General features: G+C 46.5%; 19 protein-coding genes and 2 pseudogenes. 7 read left to right on the top strand and 14 right to left on the bottom strand.

What is annotated here, in order from left to right:
• Positions 1-193 precede the first annotated feature (193 nt).
• Positions 194-1,525 carry an arsenic transporter gene (locus RUW00_RS10615; RefSeq protein WP_012118610.1) on the top strand — a complete coding sequence of 444 codons (1,332 nt, stop codon included), beginning with the start codon at positions 194-196 and terminating at the stop codon, positions 1,523-1,525.
• 47 nt (positions 1,526-1,572) lie between these two features.
• On the opposite strand, the gene RUW00_RS10610 is transcribed toward RUW00_RS10615, so the two are convergent.
• The 3 genes from RUW00_RS10610 to RUW00_RS10600 form a co-directional block, all read right to left on the bottom strand.
• Positions 1,573-2,247, bottom strand: a complete 675-nt coding sequence (locus RUW00_RS10610) for a hypothetical protein (protein WP_007407530.1) — start codon at positions 2,245-2,247, stop codon at positions 1,573-1,575.
• 41 nt (positions 2,248-2,288) lie between these two features.
• Complete coding sequence (locus RUW00_RS10605) at positions 2,289-3,182, bottom strand: spore coat protein (RefSeq protein ID WP_209387664.1); 894 nt, start codon at positions 3,180-3,182, stop codon at positions 2,289-2,291.
• A gap of 122 nt (positions 3,183-3,304) precedes the next feature.
• On the bottom strand, positions 3,305-4,399 hold the full coding sequence (locus RUW00_RS10600) for a CotH kinase family protein (RefSeq protein WP_095060229.1): 1,095 nt from the start codon (positions 4,397-4,399) through the stop codon (positions 3,305-3,307).
• Positions 4,400-4,539: 140 nt separating this feature from the next.
• On the opposite strand from RUW00_RS10600, the gene RUW00_RS10595 reads away from it, so the two are divergent.
• The 3 genes from RUW00_RS10595 to RUW00_RS10585 all read left to right on the top strand — a co-directional run bounded on the left by RUW00_RS10595 (position 4,540) and on the right by RUW00_RS10585 (position 6,392).
• On the top strand, positions 4,540-5,106 hold the full coding sequence (locus RUW00_RS10595) for a CotG/ExsB N-terminal domain-containing protein (protein WP_280144677.1): 567 nt from the start codon (positions 4,540-4,542) through the stop codon (positions 5,104-5,106).
• Positions 5,107-5,262: 156 nt separating this feature from the next.
• The gene (locus RUW00_RS10590; RefSeq protein ID WP_280144678.1) at positions 5,263-5,883 is read left to right on the top strand and encodes a flavin reductase family protein; all 621 of its coding nucleotides are present in this window, start codon (positions 5,263-5,265) and stop codon (positions 5,881-5,883) included.
• Positions 5,884-6,047: 164 nt separating this feature from the next.
• Entirely contained in the window at positions 6,048-6,392 is a 345-nt protein-coding gene (locus tag RUW00_RS10585; RefSeq protein ID WP_014419052.1) for a DUF4181 domain-containing protein, read from the top strand.
• Positions 6,393-6,399: 7 nt separating this feature from the next.
• Here the strand turns inward: RUW00_RS10585 and ggt are convergent, their stop codons facing one another.
• Positions 6,400-7,977 carry a gamma-glutamyltransferase gene (ggt, locus tag RUW00_RS10580; protein WP_315956611.1) on the bottom strand — a complete coding sequence of 526 codons (1,578 nt, stop codon included), beginning with the start codon at positions 7,975-7,977 and terminating at the stop codon, positions 6,400-6,402.
• Positions 7,978-8,184: 207 nt separating this feature from the next.
• Between ggt and chrS the strand changes: the two genes are divergently transcribed.
• From chrS to chrA, 3 genes are read left to right on the top strand one after another with little or no spacing between them, the layout of a single operon-like run.
• Positions 8,185-8,661 carry a chromate efflux transcriptional regulator ChrS gene (gene chrS / locus RUW00_RS10575; protein WP_007407537.1) on the top strand — a complete coding sequence of 159 codons (477 nt, stop codon included), beginning with the start codon at positions 8,185-8,187 and terminating at the stop codon, positions 8,659-8,661.
• Positions 8,662-8,674: 13 nt separating this feature from the next.
• Positions 8,675-9,265 (top strand): chromate efflux transporter subunit ChrB, encoded by a 591-nt coding sequence (gene chrB, locus RUW00_RS10570; RefSeq protein WP_280144680.1) that lies wholly within the window; start codon positions 8,675-8,677, stop codon positions 9,263-9,265.
• Complete coding sequence (chrA, locus tag RUW00_RS10565) at positions 9,262-9,798, top strand: chromate resistance efflux protein ChrA (protein WP_021494837.1); 537 nt, start codon at positions 9,262-9,264, stop codon at positions 9,796-9,798. The genes chrB and chrA overlap by 4 nt, the downstream gene beginning before the upstream one ends.
• Positions 9,799-9,824: 26 nt before the next feature.
• Here chrA and RUW00_RS10560 read toward each other — a convergent pair whose 3' ends face one another.
• From RUW00_RS10560 to RUW00_RS10515, 10 genes and pseudogenes are all read right to left on the bottom strand, one after another.
• A complete protein-coding gene (locus tag RUW00_RS10560) occupies positions 9,825-10,043 on the bottom strand; it encodes a hypothetical protein (RefSeq protein WP_017418770.1) in 219 nt (72 codons plus the stop codon).
• Positions 10,040-10,198, bottom strand: a pseudogene (locus RUW00_RS10555) (flavodoxin family protein); the annotation flags it as partial. The gene RUW00_RS10560 and the pseudogene RUW00_RS10555, both read right to left, overlap by 4 nt.
• Positions 10,187-10,480: pseudogene (locus RUW00_RS10550) on the bottom strand (endonuclease V); the annotation flags it as partial. The pseudogenes RUW00_RS10550 and RUW00_RS10555, both read right to left, overlap by 12 nt.
• A 129-nt stretch (positions 10,481-10,609) precedes the next feature.
• Positions 10,610-10,963, bottom strand: coding sequence for a hypothetical protein (locus RUW00_RS10545; RefSeq protein WP_017418767.1), 354 nt, complete (start codon positions 10,961-10,963; stop codon positions 10,610-10,612).
• 12 nt (positions 10,964-10,975) lie between these two features.
• Positions 10,976-12,841: a ribonuclease YeeF family protein gene (locus RUW00_RS10540; protein ID WP_280144681.1), complete on the bottom strand. Its 1,866-nt coding sequence runs from the start codon at positions 12,839-12,841 to the stop codon at positions 10,976-10,978.
• 19 nt (positions 12,842-12,860) lie between these two features.
• Positions 12,861-13,121, bottom strand: coding sequence for a YwqI/YxiC family protein (locus tag RUW00_RS10535; protein WP_007614257.1), 261 nt, complete (start codon positions 13,119-13,121; stop codon positions 12,861-12,863).
• A complete protein-coding gene (locus RUW00_RS10530) occupies positions 13,121-13,555 on the bottom strand; it encodes a coiled-coil domain-containing protein (RefSeq protein WP_007407544.1) in 435 nt (144 codons plus the stop codon). Before RUW00_RS10530 ends, RUW00_RS10535 begins: the two co-directional genes overlap by 1 nt.
• A 279-nt stretch (positions 13,556-13,834) precedes the next feature.
• Positions 13,835-14,623: a YwqG family protein gene (locus tag RUW00_RS10525; protein ID WP_061860938.1), complete on the bottom strand. Its 789-nt coding sequence runs from the start codon at positions 14,621-14,623 to the stop codon at positions 13,835-13,837.
• Positions 14,624-14,686: 63 nt separating this feature from the next.
• On the bottom strand, positions 14,687-16,012 hold the full coding sequence (locus RUW00_RS10520; protein WP_061860939.1) for a UDP-glucose dehydrogenase family protein: 1,326 nt from the start codon (positions 16,010-16,012) through the stop codon (positions 14,687-14,689).
• Between the two features lie 199 nt (positions 16,013-16,211).
• A complete protein-coding gene (locus RUW00_RS10515; RefSeq protein ID WP_103526575.1) occupies positions 16,212-16,976 on the bottom strand; it encodes a tyrosine-protein phosphatase in 765 nt (254 codons plus the stop codon).
• Positions 16,977-16,992: the final 16 nt, after the last annotated feature.

Genomic DNA, 16,992 nt, shown 5'->3' with positions numbered 1-16,992 from the left:
AAGAGGGCCGCCGAAAGCAGCCTCTTTTTTTTGTGCTTTTATGGAATTTTACTAAATTGGTAGAAACGCTCAGTACACCTTACGACCTGTACCCGTATACATACAGTACAACTGATCAGGAGGGATAAAAATAACGGGGCGGCAATGACCCATCTAAAAGGAGGCAGAACACATTACACATATTACCGTCATTTTGACCCTGATTTCTTTCTTTGTGACCATTATTTTTATATTTTGGAGACCCGGGGGATTAAATGAAGCCGTTCCGGCGTCGCTGGGCGCCATTCTCGTTTTGTTATGCGGAACCGTTTCCTTTCATGATTTGGGGGATATAGGGTCAAAAGTCACCGGAGCATCAATCACCATTATCTCCACAATGATTATGGCGATCGCGCTGGAAAGCTTCGGTTTTTTTAACTGGGCGGCGGCCAAACTGCTTCACCGCGCCAAGGGATCGGGCATCCGGCTTTTTTGGCTGACCAACCTGCTCTGTTTTTCAATGACGCTCTTTCTGAATAATGACGGCAGCGTCTTAATCACCACTCCTATTTTACTATTGGTCTTACAATATCTCGGACTTAAAAGACATCAGAAAACACCGTATTTAATAAGCGGCGTATTAATTGCGACGGCGGCAAGCACCCCGATCGGCGTCAGTAATATCGTCAATTTAATTTCTCTCAAAATGATAGGCATGGACCTTTATTTGTACACCAATATGATGTTTATCCCCGGCACGCTGGGACTGGTGTTTATGGCCTTTCTGCTGTTTGCCGTTTTTTACCGCCGTTTGCCGAAACAGCTCCCCGATATTCCGGTTCATTTTGACTCGCTGGAACACAAACGATATCATCCGCTTCAGCCTCCGCCAGACCCGACCCAAAACAGCCGTACGAACATCATGTTTTGTGTTTTGGCATTTGTATTGTTCGTCCGGATCAGTCTGTTTGCAGCTTCTTACAACGGCATATCCGTTTCGCTCGTGGCTGTCATCAGTTCAGTCATCCTGCTTGGCTGGAGATGGTTTTATTTAAAAATCGGACCGGCAGACTTATTAAGGAAAGCGCCTTGGCATATCTTTATTTTTGCCTTCACGATGTACATTATCATCTACGGACTGCATAATATCGGACTGACGGCGCTGCTTGTTCAGTCTATTGAACCTTATGTCTCACAAAGCATTGCCCACGCTGCATCTATTATGGGCATTGCTACATCCGTCCTCTCTAATTTGTTCAATAACCATCCCGCCTTAATGATCAGCACTTTGACATTAACTGAAATGTCCATCGACCCATTAACCGTAAAAATCATTTATCTGGCTAATATTATCGGCAGTGATATCGGATCATTGCTTCTGCCGATCGGGACATTAGCCACGCTGATCTGGATGCATATCATCAGACAGCACGGCGAAAAAGTTTCTTGGTCAGAATATATCAAAACGACCATTATCGTTGTCCCTCTCACCGTCGTGTTTACCATTACCGTTTTATATGTTTGGATCAGTTGGATTTACCTTTAGCTCCCATAAAAAAACTGCCTGCTGTATAAGAGAGGCAGTTTTATCATTTATGGCAGGTGCATGGTCTTTAAATGATTCAATTTCCAAAAAACAGTATCGCCGTCTGCATTGGTCAATTCAAGAATATTATCTGAGACATCCTGCAACAGCCCCACTTTATTCGGTATATCTCCTAAATCCAGAATAATCAGCTTCCCGATATATCTTTTTAATTGCTCCTCAAAATTCCGGACCAGGGGCACATTAGCGGGAACAACCGGCAGCTCTGAACTGTTTAATGTATACGGCGTCTGCTCATCGGAATAGGGTGTCAGCCATTTCAAATGATGCATCGAGATGAAAAGAGTCTTATAAACCGGAGAGAAGAAAACAAAATAATCATTTAAAACACTTGTCACATACCCATGAATAGAACGGTCTCCCGTAACAAATATTTCTGTGAATCTGCCTTTTATATGCTGGAGGGTATTCCGGTAAGAAAATGAATGTTCCTGTTTTTCGGGATGCGGACTTTTTTTTCTTGCGTACGGTTCTTTATTCTCTTCGTCCGGGAGCGTCAATGTCATCCGCTGAAGATGCAGCAGCGGAATATAAAGAAACGTCCGGCCGTCATGAATCACAATGATATCCTGACCGATATCCAAAAGAGTTCCTGAAAATGTCGTATTCCCCGATATCTCAATATCGACTTGTTTATCCAGAAATCTGCTTAATCCAGCCATTTCATTCCCCCCTCTCCCGCGTTTACGGACAATCTTTCCAATCATTTACGGCCGCGTTTCCACCGGTAATCTATTGTCCTTAATACAGTGGCGTAGCTATAAGAGACCTCTTTTTCCCGTTTTGAGGATCGAACGGATCTTGATGATCTTTTCGACTTTTTAGAGGAAGTACGCTTCTCTTCGCGTGATTCTTCTTCATGCTGCTTTTCTTCTTCGGTGCTCTCTTTCTCACCTTTATTCTCGTCGTCTTTATTCTCCTCTTTTTTAGCTGCGCCTTTTGCCCCTTCGCTGATGCTCTTGATATGAAAAGGATAAATCCGCAGCACTTCTTTATCTTTCACAAGAGTGTAGTGGCCGTCGGAATTATCCACAAGTATACCTTCAACGGCTTCAGGACCTCCGCGGTTGATGGATACCCATTTGTGGATCAGGCGTTTAAATATGCCGTGAAAATCATCAGCCATTTCAAATTCCGGGCGCTCCTCCTCTTGGCCGTCTTCTTCTTGTTCCGCGCTGATGCTTTTGACATGGTCGGCGTTAAAATATACGATTCCGTCATCTTCCGTTTCCAGCACGAGAAAATCATCCCCTGTTTCGTGAAGCTTTCCTCTTTTCGATTCCGGACCTCCCTGATTCAATTGCACCGTGCGATTGGTCATCCGGCTGATCAGGTCTTGAAAATCATCAGCTTTTTCACATTCTGCCGCTTCGGCCGGCGATACGGTTTCACTCGTATTTTCCGTCACACTTTTCACGTGTTTCCATTGATAATAAACGATTTTATTATCAACCTGAAGAGCGATATAATCCGATTGAATGTCTGCTAATCTCCCTGTCTTGGACTCCGGGCCTCCCCGGTAGACAGTAATCACTTTTCCTTCCATCGCATGCAAAAAGTTGTCATCAGACCGCTGCCGCTTCGTATTGCGTTTCATCTATTGTCCTCCTAGTCATTTTTCTCATAATGTAAAAAGCATAATGCATATATACGTATCACGATTATTTTCGGGAACTGATTCACCAGCCTATTTGTAAAAAATCTTTCTTCATTTCCAAATCAGATATTCCACCGCTCTAACTCACTGCTGATGAAGGCGGACCGCTCCTTAATGTACTCGCAAATCACTTCAGGCTCCCGGTCAAAGCAATCAATCTCCTCTTTCTTATATGGGTCCTTCGCGACATGCGGCCTGATCTGCTCATACAGTGACATGACCTTCGGCTTCATATATTCAATGGTAAACCGGGTCTGAAGCGTCTCTTCCAAAAGCCGTTTGTACGCTTTGCGGAAATACGGTTCATCCAGAAGCCTTGCAGTCAAGGTATTAAACCCTTGTATTCTGACATAATCGGCCTCCATCCGATCACCGTGAATGTCTCTTCCCCATGTCGCATCGTAATCCCACGGAATGACTTCAAAAAGTCCCGTTTCATGATTCCGGTACAAAGCGTAATTATGAACAAATCCATCGTAGTTTGAGGTAAACACGATGCCCGCAAGCCACCGCAAATACTTATCGGCGTCCAAGTGTTTGACGATCTCCCCCTTGAACTCTGACTTCGGCACGGTATTAATTTTATAGATCATATCCTGCAAGTATAAATCGTCTTCTTTCGTTCCCGTTTTCTTTTCATAACCAAGTTCGAGCGATGTTTTCGTATCCCGCTCCAGATCACTGACGAGGGAGAAATTGGCGTCGTCATCAACCGCGTAAAAAACAGCGCCGTCCGCCAAATTCCGTTTCGCCAGAAAATATTCATCCACTGACTCCAGCTCAAGATACACCCCCTCATGTCTGCCATTGATTTGCAAGGTTACGAAATTCGCCTTTGGTGACAGCGTCCCAAGCTCCGCGAAGAAATCGAGAGACAGCTTATTCCGCATCATCGACGGATCTTTGTATTCGGCGTTTAAATGTATCTCTTTCGCCTTGCGAAATGTTTTCGGCGAATAAAAAGCGATATGATACGACTTTTTCTTGAAATCTCTTATATGAGAGCCGCGGTACGCCAGATCAATGTCAAGCCGTTTTTGATTCACTCTCAGCACCGCGGGCACCGGATCATCATCCCAAATGTCTTTTTTCAGCTCCATTAAGTCTTTCGGGTGAATAAACAGCTGGTATAGAGGCAATGTTGATTGGTCTTTCATCAGTAACCCTCCCTGTATTAATTTAGGCTGTGCTTTTTATATAAAACTCAGCGAATCACACATACACTTTTTTCATCCATGCGTACTATGTGGTAGTAAGGATCGCATCCTTAAAACATATATCATGAGGAGGTTTCAAAATGGGCCACTATTCCCATTCTGATATCGAAGAAGCAGTAAAGTCCGCAAGCACCGAGGGATTGGAAGATTATTTGTACCAAGAACCAAAAAGCAGTAAGAAGAGAAAATCTCGCAGCCATAAAAAATCTCGTTCTCACAAAAAATCTCGCAGTCATAAAAAGTCCCGTTCTCACAAAAAATCTCGCAGTCATAAAAAATCGTGCCGCTCCCACAAAAGATCTCGCAGCCATAAAAAATCCCGTTCTCACAAAAAATCTCGCAGCCATAAAAAGTCCCGTTCTCACAAAAAATCTCGCAGCCGTAAAAAATCATGCCGGTCTCACAAAAAATCTCGCAGCCGTAAAAAATCCCGCTCTCACAAAAAATCCCGCAGCCGTAAAAAATCATGCCGGTCTCACAAAAAATCTCGCAGCCACAAAAAATCATGCCGCCGCAAGAAAAAACGCACGCAGAAAAAACCTTATCGTCCTCATAAAAAAGACCCTTGCAAAAAAGACGATTACTGCAGCAAAACAGAGTACTGGAAAGACGGGAACATCTGGGTTGTAAAGAAAAACTACAAGTAACACCATTCGTAAATAGGCTGCCGGCTAAACGGAAGCCTTTTTCCTCAATCAGATATATGCCACGTGATAAGATATGCAGCCGGTTTTCTTTTGTTGTGTTTCCGAATTTTCTTTCTGTATAATCAGGTCATACGATAAAGAAAGGCGGCCGAAATCATGCATATCTTACGAGCAGACGAACTGAACGCAAAAGACACTTACAAATTGCTTTCGGGCACAGTCGTTCCCCGGCCGATCGCATTTGTCACTACGCGGTCATCCATCAACGGCGCCGTAAACGCGGCGCCCTTCAGTTTCTATAACGTTGTCTCCGCGGAACCGCCGCTTCTGGCCATCTCAGTCAGCCGCGCGGACGGGCGGCAGAAAGACACCGCGAGAAACGCACTCGCTCATCGGGAATTCGTGGTGCACGTCAGTGATGAATCCATTATTGAAGACATTAACAAAACGGCGGCAAGGCTTGATCCTGATGTCAGTGAACTTGGCATGACAGACCTTTCTGTGACAGACAGCGCTTGCATCAGCGTTCCCGGTATAAAAGAAGCAAAAGTCAAGTTTGAATGTATACTCGAACGCCATCTTCCGTTCCAAAATGACAGCGGAGAAACGACGACAGACCTCATCATCGGCAGAGTCGTTTGTTTTCATTTGAATGACCAAGTATATGACGCCGATAAAGGCTACATACGGACAGATGAGCTGAAGCCTGCGGCAAGGCTCGCGGGGAATGAATACGCCAGACTCGGGAAGACATATACGCTTGTCCGCCCGACCTGAAGCAGGAACCATTATAATAGAAGAAACTAGTCAAAAAGACCCCTTTCGAAAGGGGTCTTTTTGAGCCTTTTACCATGTAACTCAGCCTAATGTCTTGTAGAATGCCGAAACTTACAAGGTCCTCACCCGTATGAAACGAGTGGCACATTTTTAGGAGGCAGACGATGGATTTCACTCAGTTACTGATTTTTTCAGCCGTATTTATTTTGCTCAGCCTTATGTTTCAAGTATTTGCCGTCAAAGTTCTCAATTTGCCAAAGCCTGTTAAAAAGCAGAAGCCGATAAACGGCACACATCGATTAATCGAAATCACACTGCTTATTACGGGCATCGCAGCGGTGAATTTTTTCAATGAAATGTACGTATTTGCGGGAGTTGTTTTCATGCTATTTTGCTGCAGCGGCTTAATGGAATGGCGGCACCGGCGGGAGGAAAAGCAATATGTGTACGATTCGTTTTACGCGGGTCTTTCTGCCGCGCTTGGCGTGCTTATTTTTTTCATCAGTTAGCGCAGCTCTATACTCCTGCGGCCGCTCCGTCGCCGCGCGGGTCGGCCCCGCCTTGGAGAAAGCCTTCTTCATCAATGACGATCGCTGCCGCATGACCCATAAGCCCGTCAAAATCACCAACGGTCTCGACGCGGTGGCCGCTCTGCCTTAGGGCTTCTCTTGTTTCAGGGCTGATTCTGCTTTCAACCCTCAGCCCTTCATACTCCTCTCCCCATGTCCGTCCCCAGACCCAGCGCGGCTCATTGATCGCCTGCTGGGGGTCCATTTTGTAATCAATGATGCGCGTAATCATCGCTGTCTGAGTTTGCGGCTGGCCTTCTCCTCCCTGGGTTCCGTACAGGATGTGCGGCCTTCCTTCTTTACAGGCCATCGCCGGCATGAGGGTGTGGAACGTCCGCTTGCCGGGTTCAAGTGTATTGATATGGGATTCGTCCAGCGAAAAAAATGACCCGCGGTTTTGCAGCAGAATGCCCGTCTCCCCCGCTGTAACGGCAGATCCGAACTCAAAATAGAGGCTCTGAATAAAGGAAACGGCATTTCCTTCCGCATCGGCGACGGCGGCATAAGCAGTGTCGCTTCCGACCGGCCGGCTTACCGCCGGCGCAGCCACGTTACCGATTTCTTCCGCAAGCTGCTTTGCATACCGTTTATCAAGCAGCCGATCCAGCGGAATATGAGAAAATGCCGGATCAGTCAGCACTTCATTCCGGTGCTGAAAATTCTTCTTCAGCGCCTCGATCAGCAGATGATAATAGTCAAAGGAACCGTGTTCGATCTGAGAAAAATCATAGTTTTCCAATATATTGAGCGTCATTAAGCCTGTAAAGCCCTGTGAATTCGGCGGAGCCTGATAGATTTTGCACCCGCGGTAATCGGAGGATACCGGGTTCGTCCACTCGCCGCGGTGGGCTTTAAAGTCATCAAGTGTCAGACGGCCGCCGTTGTTTTGCAGAAAGGATGTGATGCGTTGAGCGAGGTCTCCTTCATAAAAAGCGCTTCTGCCTTTCTCGGCAAGCTGCTCCAAGCTGGCCGCCAGATCCTTCTGGACAAACCGTTCACCGGGCATGGGCGCTTTTTTGTTTCTCGTAAAAATGGCCGAGGTGTAAGGCATCGAGGCTAAAAGAGCGAGATTGCGTTCTGTGTGGGCGCACTGGTCGGCGGACACCGGAAATCCGTTTGCCGCATAATCAAGAGCTGGCTTCAGCACCTCAGCGAGCGAAAGACGCCCGTACGCCGAAAGCACGGCATCCCAGCTGTCCGCCATTCCCGGAACGGTAATGGCGCTTTCTGTCCCGCGCAGAGGGATCGCTTCTCTGCCCCGATACAAGTCTCTCGTCACATGCTTCCCTGAACGGCCGCTCCCGTTATAAGCTTTGATTCGTCCCGTTTCTTTATGGTAAGTGAGCCAAAATGAATCCCCGCCAAGACCCGTCATATGCGGATACACAACTGCCAGACAGGCGCTGACCGCCACTGCCGCGTCAAACGCGTTTCCGCCCTTTTCCAGAATGCCGGCCCCCGCTTGAGAAGCGAGATAATGCGGACTGACGACCATTTGTTTCGTTCCGATGGTTGAAGTATTCATGGCAAGCCCCTTTACAAATTTTCTCAAGTATAAAAAGCGGCTTCGCGGCCATCCACATTCCTGAAAGAAAATCTCACACACTATTTACTTTTCGATAAGAAATAATTCTAAGTTATTACGCATCGAAAACAATAAAAAAATTCTCCCTTCATACCGTAATGTTTCATGATACAATAATGTCTACCAAATGAAGGAAGGTGAAGCGGGTTGGAACATGAATACAGCATTCCGAATCTTGTCCTTGATGAAACGGATAAACAGATTCTTTCGATTTTGCACGAGGAAGGGAGGATTTCCTATACAGACGTAGGAAAGCGGGTTAACCTGTCGCGAGTGGCGGTTCAGCACCGCATTCAGCATTTACTGGATGCCGGTGTGATTGAAAAATTCACCGCTGTCATCAACCCGGCGAAAATCGGCCGTCATGTGTCCGTGTTTTTTAATGTGGAAGTGGAGCCGCAGTATTTGGAGGAAACCGCATTAAAGCTTGAAAAGGAGCCGGCCGTGACAAGCCTTTATCACATGACCGGACCGAGCAAGCTGCATATGCACGGCATTTTCGCAAATGATCAGGAGATGGAAGAGTTTTTGACAAAACGGCTCTATACGCAAAAAGGCGTCGTCAGCGTCGACTGCCAAATGCTGATTAAACGGTATAAAAGCAGAACGGGCATGAAGCTGTAAGGAGGACATAGCCATGAAACATCCCTATTGGGACATTACGGCGGCGATGGCCCGAACGGGCATTCTCGGATTCGGGGGCGGCCCGTCGGTGATCCCGCTCATCCGCCATGAAGCCGTCAATAAATACAAATGGATAGATGATGATGAATTCGGAGAAATATTAGCGATCGCTAATGCGCTTCCCGGACCGATTGCCACAAAAATGGCTGCGTATCTGGGCTTCAAGCTAAAAGGCACGTTAGGCGCAATCGTGGCAACCCTCGCCCACATTCTGCCTACATGCCTTGCTATGGCAGGCTTGTTTGCGGCTGTCAATGTGTTAAGCCACTCAGCAATTGTTGCCGGCATGATTGGCGCCGTCACGCCGGTAATCGCGGTCATGCTCGGCATCATGGCGTACGAGTTTGGCCAAAAAGCGCTTAAAGGTTTCGGCTGGGTCACCGGCATCCTGTTTTTTATCATCGCTTTTATCGGCCTGCAAACGCTGCAGATTAATCCCGGCTTTGTCATTATCATTTTCTTGGCGTACGGCGCGTTTCATTTTAAATTAAAGGACAAAATCACAAATAAACGTTCAAAAGATAAAGGAATGTCGGCCTCATGATCATGATTTATATATTTATGGCGTTTTTTGTCGCAAACGTACTCGGATATGGAGGCGGACCGGCGTCGATCCCGCTGATGTTTGAAGAAGTCGTCAACAGATACAGCTGGCTCTCAAACGATCAATTCTCAAATATGCTCGCACTTGCGAACGCATTGCCGGGCCCGATCGCAACCAAAATCGCGGCGTATGTCGGCTACAGCGCAGGCGGGTGGCCCGGGTTCCTGATTGCGCTGATCGCCACCGTCGTACCGTCGGCGCTCGCATTGATCGTCCTCTTGCGCATCATTCAGCGCTTCCGCCAATCTCCCGTCATCAAAGGTATGACGCTGTCCGTCCAGCCTGTCATCGCCGTCATGATGCTCATTCTTACCTGGCAAATCGGCGCAGACGGCATCAAAGCGATCGGCTGGGTTCAAGCGATAGTGATTGCGGGGATTTCCCTTCTTGCCTTGACAAAATTCAAGATGCATCCGGCCTTCCTGATTATCGCGGCGTTTTTGTATGGAGGTCTTGTGGTTCCTCATTTATAAAGAAAAGCACCTGGACAGGTGCTTTTTTATTTTGGCCCAGAAATACCATTTGATATGACAACTGTTTCTTCGCCTGCATCACTCTTGATGATTTGCTTGACTTGCAGCGTTGCGCCTGCCATTCTCACAAATTGCTGAACCTGAGGCGAATTGGTTTCAGCCTGTATCCAAACAGAAGTCGGCGCTTTCCAAGCTAAAAAGAGTGCGAGAATCAACATACCAGAGATAACCAGCAGCAGCTTCATAGAGCATCACTTCTTTTCAATAAGCTGCTCGCCGCGCTCAGCGCCTGATGATCATGAAGAATATCACCGGGACGATTGCCTTCTCCCAGCACATAGCCTTTAAAGGACATCCCCATAAAATGAAAAATATGTTCAAATTGCTGAATCAGCGGCAGCTCGCGAAACGCAAGAAAACCGGAAACATACGGCATGCTGATTTTCCCCATGCTGTGCACTTTTTCAATCACTTCTTTTGTATCAGCTTCAATCACGATGATACTGCATACGCCGTACGGTTCCCCGTCCTGATCCCAATAAGCGAGGTCGACGCCTGCGCAGGTGTTGACGGAGTCTGGGGTGATGGAATGAGATAGGTTAATTTTATGTTTAAGGGATTGTTGTGTTTGAACAAAATCTTCTTTGCTTAGTTTGAAAAGATGTATTTGTTTAACATGCATCTAAAATCAATCCTACCTCTTGTTAACTAGTGCCTTTTTTGTATTTATTTCCACTTTAAAAATTCTAGTTTGAAAACTTGCAACTTCAGGCCCTGCAAGCTTTTTTTAATAGTTTAAATGAATGTTTAACTACATTTCATTATTCGTAACTTTGTTTAATAAAGATTCTATATTTTCAACTATTTCAATATGGCTATTTGACTGAAATTCATACACAGGTTGATCCCAATCCTCATTTTGTATCAAAACTAGTTGATAAAATCCATTAGCATCCGCATCTGGATACCACCCTAAATCAAGTAAATAATTTTTACGAGAGTATGTTAATTGCAATAAATCTTGTGAAAAAAATAACCACTTTTCATCGTCTGGATCTAGATTTTTCGGATCAATTTCTCTAAAACTGTTTTGATTTATGGTCCACCCTTTTGGAATCCTTAAGGATTGTAAACTTACTTCTGGCATTTTTTTTATCTTTCTCATAAAAGCCTCCTATTACTTATCAATACCAAGTTGTTTTAAATACTTATCCAATCGACTGCCAGCAATCGGATGACCATGATATTCACCACCAGAAAACTCTGCTCTAATCCAGCTTGTTGGTGTACCTAGATCATAACCGACTGTTTTTCCTGCATCATAAATAAAATAATAGTTGTTATTTCCATTATCAATAATATGACCTTTTAGAAGTGCCTCTTTCTCTAAAGCTTTGTTATTCACATTTGGTAAGTACTGAGCAGCTTTTTTACCTGTCACACTAAAACGTTTTGCTTCTTCAAGTGTTTTAGCCTTAACATGTTTATGTCCATGCGGAGTAAACGAAGCATTATTAAGCATCGTTCTAAATTCTTTACGACCATAATATCCATCATGCGCTACTTTATCGTGATTTTTAGAAATGTTAGGACTATGAGATTTTCCCTTACGGACGCCATCACTAACCATCTTCACAATCCCAAGTTCTTTAACAGCCGTCTTTTCCACATCTACACGAACTGTCGGAATTCCGAACGTGAAGCCATCCGGAGTTACAGGGCGTTCTGCATACACGCGGACGTTGGTCGGGACTTTGAATTGTTTAACTTTTTCTAGTGTCTTGTTAGCTTTTTGAACTTTTGAATGGGTTGCAAGCGGTATGCCTTTGTTTACATGCTTCGCCAGCGCCCCGGCACCAACCAAACTCAGCGCAGCTTCCAGCGCCCCTTGCTTCCGCTTCTCCTCAGACACTTTGTTTCCGAACATATCACGGCCTGTGACGGCTTCGGAGAATCCGTTTGAGGCAACAAGGCCGTATGCGCCCATTTCTGTCATTTTGAGAATGTCTAAGGATTTTCCGGTTTTATAGGCATCTAAAGCATGTTCTGCGGCAATGACGGTTTTTCCGGTTTTGTAAATGGCTTTTCCGCCTTTGAAAGCGCGGCCCGCCCAGCCGACGACCGGTATGAATCCGGCGGCGGCCATCGCTCCTGCTGTGACGCGTTCTGCGGTGGAGAGTTTTTCGCCGGTCACCGGATCAACGCCTTCGGCTGCTCTTTTATAATCATAATAGCCGGTGACTTCGCCGGTAAAGTTGCAGATGCCGTCCCATGTTTTTTCGTACCATGGTTTATTGGCTTCTTCTTCAGCCTTTTCCTGAAGCCGTCTTGCTTCGGCCTGCTGGGCTTTTGCGTCAATATAGCCCGTTCCCTGTTTTTCTGTCGCCATGACGCTTTTGTAGATTTCATTGCTGTGGAAAGCTTTTTTGTCATAGTACATAGGGGATGCGCTTTTCCCGTTGCTGGTGGCCTGCATGAGAACGGAATACTTGCTGAGCACTGCGTTGTCCAGAGATTCTAAGTTTTGATATTCAGCGGTCAGGGATTCATCAAGCGTATCGACTGCCGTGATCGTGTCGCGTCTGGTTTTCTGGGCATCGCCCATTTTATCAGCGTAATCATCCAGCGTATATGTGTCGAGATGAATAATATCGCTGATGCCTGACAAAATTGAATCGATTTCTGCTTTATGAGCGGAGACAATCTCTGAAGCTTTCAAATCCGCATTGGGCAGCTCATGCTCCAAAAATGAAGTCTCCACATATGTATCGCTGAGTTCTTGATCTTTAATGTCACCTGAAATGCCATTTAAAAACGCAATTTGAGCAGAGACAAGCGTCAGCCAGCTGTCGGCGATTTCCGCTTGTCCCTGAAAAAAATCTTTTATATTGTCTGCGCCTTTCCCTTTCAAAGCATCGCCCAGATCGGCCACGCCTTGAAAGGCTTGTTTGAGCGCACGCAGCTGCTCTTCAAGGGCTTCGTATTGTTTCCTTCTCTTATCTGCTTCGTCCGTTAACGATTGTGATTCAAACACTTTGCTCATCGGCAAGTCCTTTCTTTCGTTATTTTACGGCGATCGCCTCGTCCTGTTCTTTCAAAGAATCTACGTTGTCTTTAACGTCCGCGATATTCTTATGAACGGCCTGCTTGTATTCGCTGATCATTGATACAAGCTTTGCCTCGCGGGATTGGTACTTGGAGGTATAGTCGAGCTTGTTTTTTCCGTTTGAACCGGCGTTCCCGATCGAAACGGCCTCCAAAGCGCTGCTGACGGATTCAAGCTGCTTCATGACGGCTCCGTATTTGAGTTTTATTTCTGCCATTAAAACCAACTCCAGCTTCTTTTGATTGATTGTATTTTTTCTCCGACCGTGTCAAGGGCTTCTTCTCCCAGCGTCAGCAGGTGCTCTGCCTCTCTCGCGATGCTTCTGGCGGCAAGGAGCCCTCCTTTTTCAATTTCAAGCTGTGTCATCTTTAAGCCGATTCGGTAAATATAACCGTCGTATTTGTCTGTGACGATTCTGTATGCTTCTGTATGGGCCTGATCGCGCCGGTCATCAAATTCTTCAGCAAAAGTGCCGGTCCAATGATGGTCCAGGTGCGGCCTGAGGATGTCTCTGATTTCAGATACGCCCTCTTCCTGCAGAGATTCTATCTCTCTTTTCGCTTCTTTTAATTTATCAATTTGGTGTTCAACCTCGCCCAGTTTATGGCTGATCGTGCTGTTAATATGGCTTAATGTGCTTGAATGGCTCATCTGTTTTCACCTCGTCTTACGCAAAAAGTCGTACAAAAAGCACAGACTTTTCCATACTATATTTCCATATATTATATTTTAAAATAGACAGAAAGCAGCTTAAATAGGTTAAATGACTTATTTTCAGCAGCCGAGATGCTCATCATTAACGCCAAAAGACTCACATAAACGGCATATCCATTCATTGATCTCCTCTATGTATCCATGATAAATTCCCTAAAAAAAGGAGACAGTGATGAACCGTCTCCTTTGCCTTGTATCATGATCATCATACTGTCGTTAACTGCAGTCCCAGTTGTACAAAACGTTTGAGAAATCTTTTTTCTTCAAATCTTCCGGTCTGATAAAGAAATTGGCGATTCCCACATCTCCCCACATCGAATCAATGTCATCATCTGAATCAATTTGCAAAAGCAGAATCGTATGGTTTTGATGGGAGTAAGACCGCGGATCTTCCTGGGTGAAGGACGCATAGCCGCCGATTTTATGGCCGAATGCGTTCGCCGTATATTCGTCATACACCTCATCGTCAAACTGCTCGAAATAGTCAAAGGCATCCATCCCGGCATACCGCCCGAATTGAAAATCAGACGGGAGCACCCATTCAGCAGACAGCTCAGGGGTGATCAGCGCTTCGGATTGAATCGGAAAATCGTACTCCTCTTCAACCTGAACGAAAGAAAAATCATCCATGAGCTCCGCTTCTTCTGCTGTCACATGTTCAAAATATTTGACGCAGAAACCCGTTTGCGCGCACCCGTCGTCAAAATTCAAACCGTATACGTCATCACTGACCGATATGTAAAACTGAAGAATGCCGGTGTCCGGAAAATCAGGAAGTCCGGGCATATCCGCAAAATTGATTTGAGCGAGAAGCTTCATCGGCCTGCCGCTTTCATCTTCAGGATATGGTTCATGTTTCGGAAAATAGGGGTCTCCGGCAATTTTACTGTCATACCGACCCGTTTCAGCTTTTTTGACGTGCAGTTTGATAAAGGGCCGTGCTGACGTTTCCAGCAGACCGCGGGATGATTCCATTTGCTTCGGCAATTTCCATGTTTTTTCCACGATAAATATCCCCTTCGTCTCTAATGATTGTATGATAAAAGGCCGGCGCGGTCCGCCGGCCTTTCAAGTGACAGAATCAGTCTGAGGCACGACGGCTCTTCTTCCGATTGAGATATATTCCACGCCCGCCTGTTCCGCTTCCTCAAGCGAGTGGCAGTTTCTCCCGTCGAAAATAACCGGGGTTTCCATCAGCTCTTTGTACGCTTCAAGCGGGAAGTGTTTAATTTGTTCCCAATCTGTCAGAATCAGGACGGCATCCGCTCCCCTGACGGCTTCTTCTATGGACTCCCGATAGGAAACCGCAGCCGGAAGCAGTCCGGAAGCCCGGAATGAAGCGATCGGATCGTACGCTGTCATCCGGGCGTCAAGAGCCGCCAGACGATCCGCAATGACAATGGACGGCGCGTCCCGCATATCATCTGTATTCGGCTTAAAAGACAGCCCTAATAATGCGATGGTTTTCCCCGTCACACCGCCGAGCCTGTTCAGCACTTTATCAACCAGCATGGACTGCTGGTTATTGTTGACTTTAATGACGGACTTCAGCAATTCAAAATCATGCTCCACATGTCCCGCGATCTGCACGAGGGCGTTTGTATCCTTCGGAAAGCAGGAACCGCCGTAACCGATGCCGGCTCTTAAGAATTGATTGCCTATCCGTTTATCCAATCCCATTCCGTGTGCGACTGATTCCACATCCGCACCGACTTTTTCACATATATGAGAAATTTCATTAATAAAACTGATTTTTGCCGCTAAAAATGCGTTTGACGCATATTTGATCATCTCAGCGCTTCTGATGTCCGTATGATATACCGGAATCGCAAGCGGCGCGAAAACCCGGTCAAGCGTTTCCCGCGTCTGCCGGTCTTCAGCCCCGATCACGATGCGGTCGCCGTGAAAGGTATCGTGAATCGCCGAACCTTCACGGAGAAATTCCGGATTCGAGGCGATTGAAATGTTCACGTCCGCTTTCAGCCGTGAATGAATAACTTCGCTGATCCTGTCATTCGTTCCCACGGGAACCGTGCTTTTTGTCACAACGATCGCATCTTTAGAAATATGTTCGGCAATCCGTTCGGCGACATTTTCAATATAAGTAAGGTTTGCGTGCCCGTCTTCTTTTTGCGGCGTTCCGACCGCTATAAAAATAACGTCCGCTTCCGCAAGCCCTTTTTCGTAGCTCGTTTCAAATGCCAGCCGATGCCGGCCGATATTTCGTTTCATCATATCTTCAAGGCCCGGTTCAAAGATAGGGGACAACCCCTTTCTCATCTGCTCAACCTTACGTTCGTCAATATCTATGCATGTTACGTCATGGCCGATTTCTGAAAGAGACACTCCTGTCACAAGACCGACGTAGCCTGTTCCGATCACTGTTATTTTCATCGTGTTCCCCCAACCGTTTAGAAATTGCTGCTGGGCAGCTTACCGTTATTATCATATGATCCCGGCGCCGGCGGAATGCCGGAAGCCTGAGGTCATGATAGGAAAAAACGGCGCCGGCCGCTGATAATAGCATAAGCATAAAAGAATCATCTTGCAAAACAGCCGCTTACGCTTCATTTAAACGGGATGGAGACGACGATTAAAAAAGACCCCAGCGCTTACGGCGGGCCACAGGCAGCGGAGGTTCCTTATAAACGGCTTTGTTTTCAGCGAGAAGCGCCGCATTTTCCGTGAGCATGTAAATCAGCTCAGCCCCTGCTTCTTTTTTCAGAACGCCGAGCGCCTCCTGATAATAAAAATTTCTCGGTCCGAGATTATGGGCGTCAGATGCGAGAAAGTGGATCAAATTCGCTTCCATCAGCTGCAGCGAAAAGGATTTCGCTTTCCGCCCGAATACTCCGGCAATGCAGCCGGCCGTCACTTGGGCGGCCGCGCCTTTCTTCACAAGACTGTATAGAACGGAAGGGTTTTCGCGAATTTCCCTGTTCCGCTCCGGATGGGCGATGACGGGGACATATCCGTTCAGCTGCAGTTCATAAAACAGCCTTTCAGCGTAGGCCGGGACATGATCCGCCGGAAATTCCGCCAGCACATACTTCGTATCATGGAGCGGGACAAGCGAGCCGCTTTGAAGACCTGTCAGCAGATCTCCGTCTGTTCTGATTTCCTGGCCGGGCAGAACAGTCAGCGGAATGCCTTCCTTATTCAAACGTTTGTTTAACATGCTGACCGCTTCGCTGACCGTATGCCGGTCCGTGTCATAGCGGTATTTCACATGATGCGGCGTCGCGATGATCGTATCAATCCCCTGTCTGACCGCTTCTCTCGCCATCTTCAGGCTTTCTGTATCATCCGCCGCGCCGTCGTCTATGGAAGGAAGGATGTGACAATGGATATCTATCATATTTCAATCCCTCCTT

Origin of the sequence: Bacillus sp. IS1, from assembly GCF_032461585.1 — a bacterium.
Taxonomy (GTDB): Bacteria; Bacillota; Bacilli; order Bacillales; family Bacillaceae; genus Bacillus; species Bacillus velezensis.
This window is presented reverse-complemented; position numbering and strand designations above follow the sequence as displayed.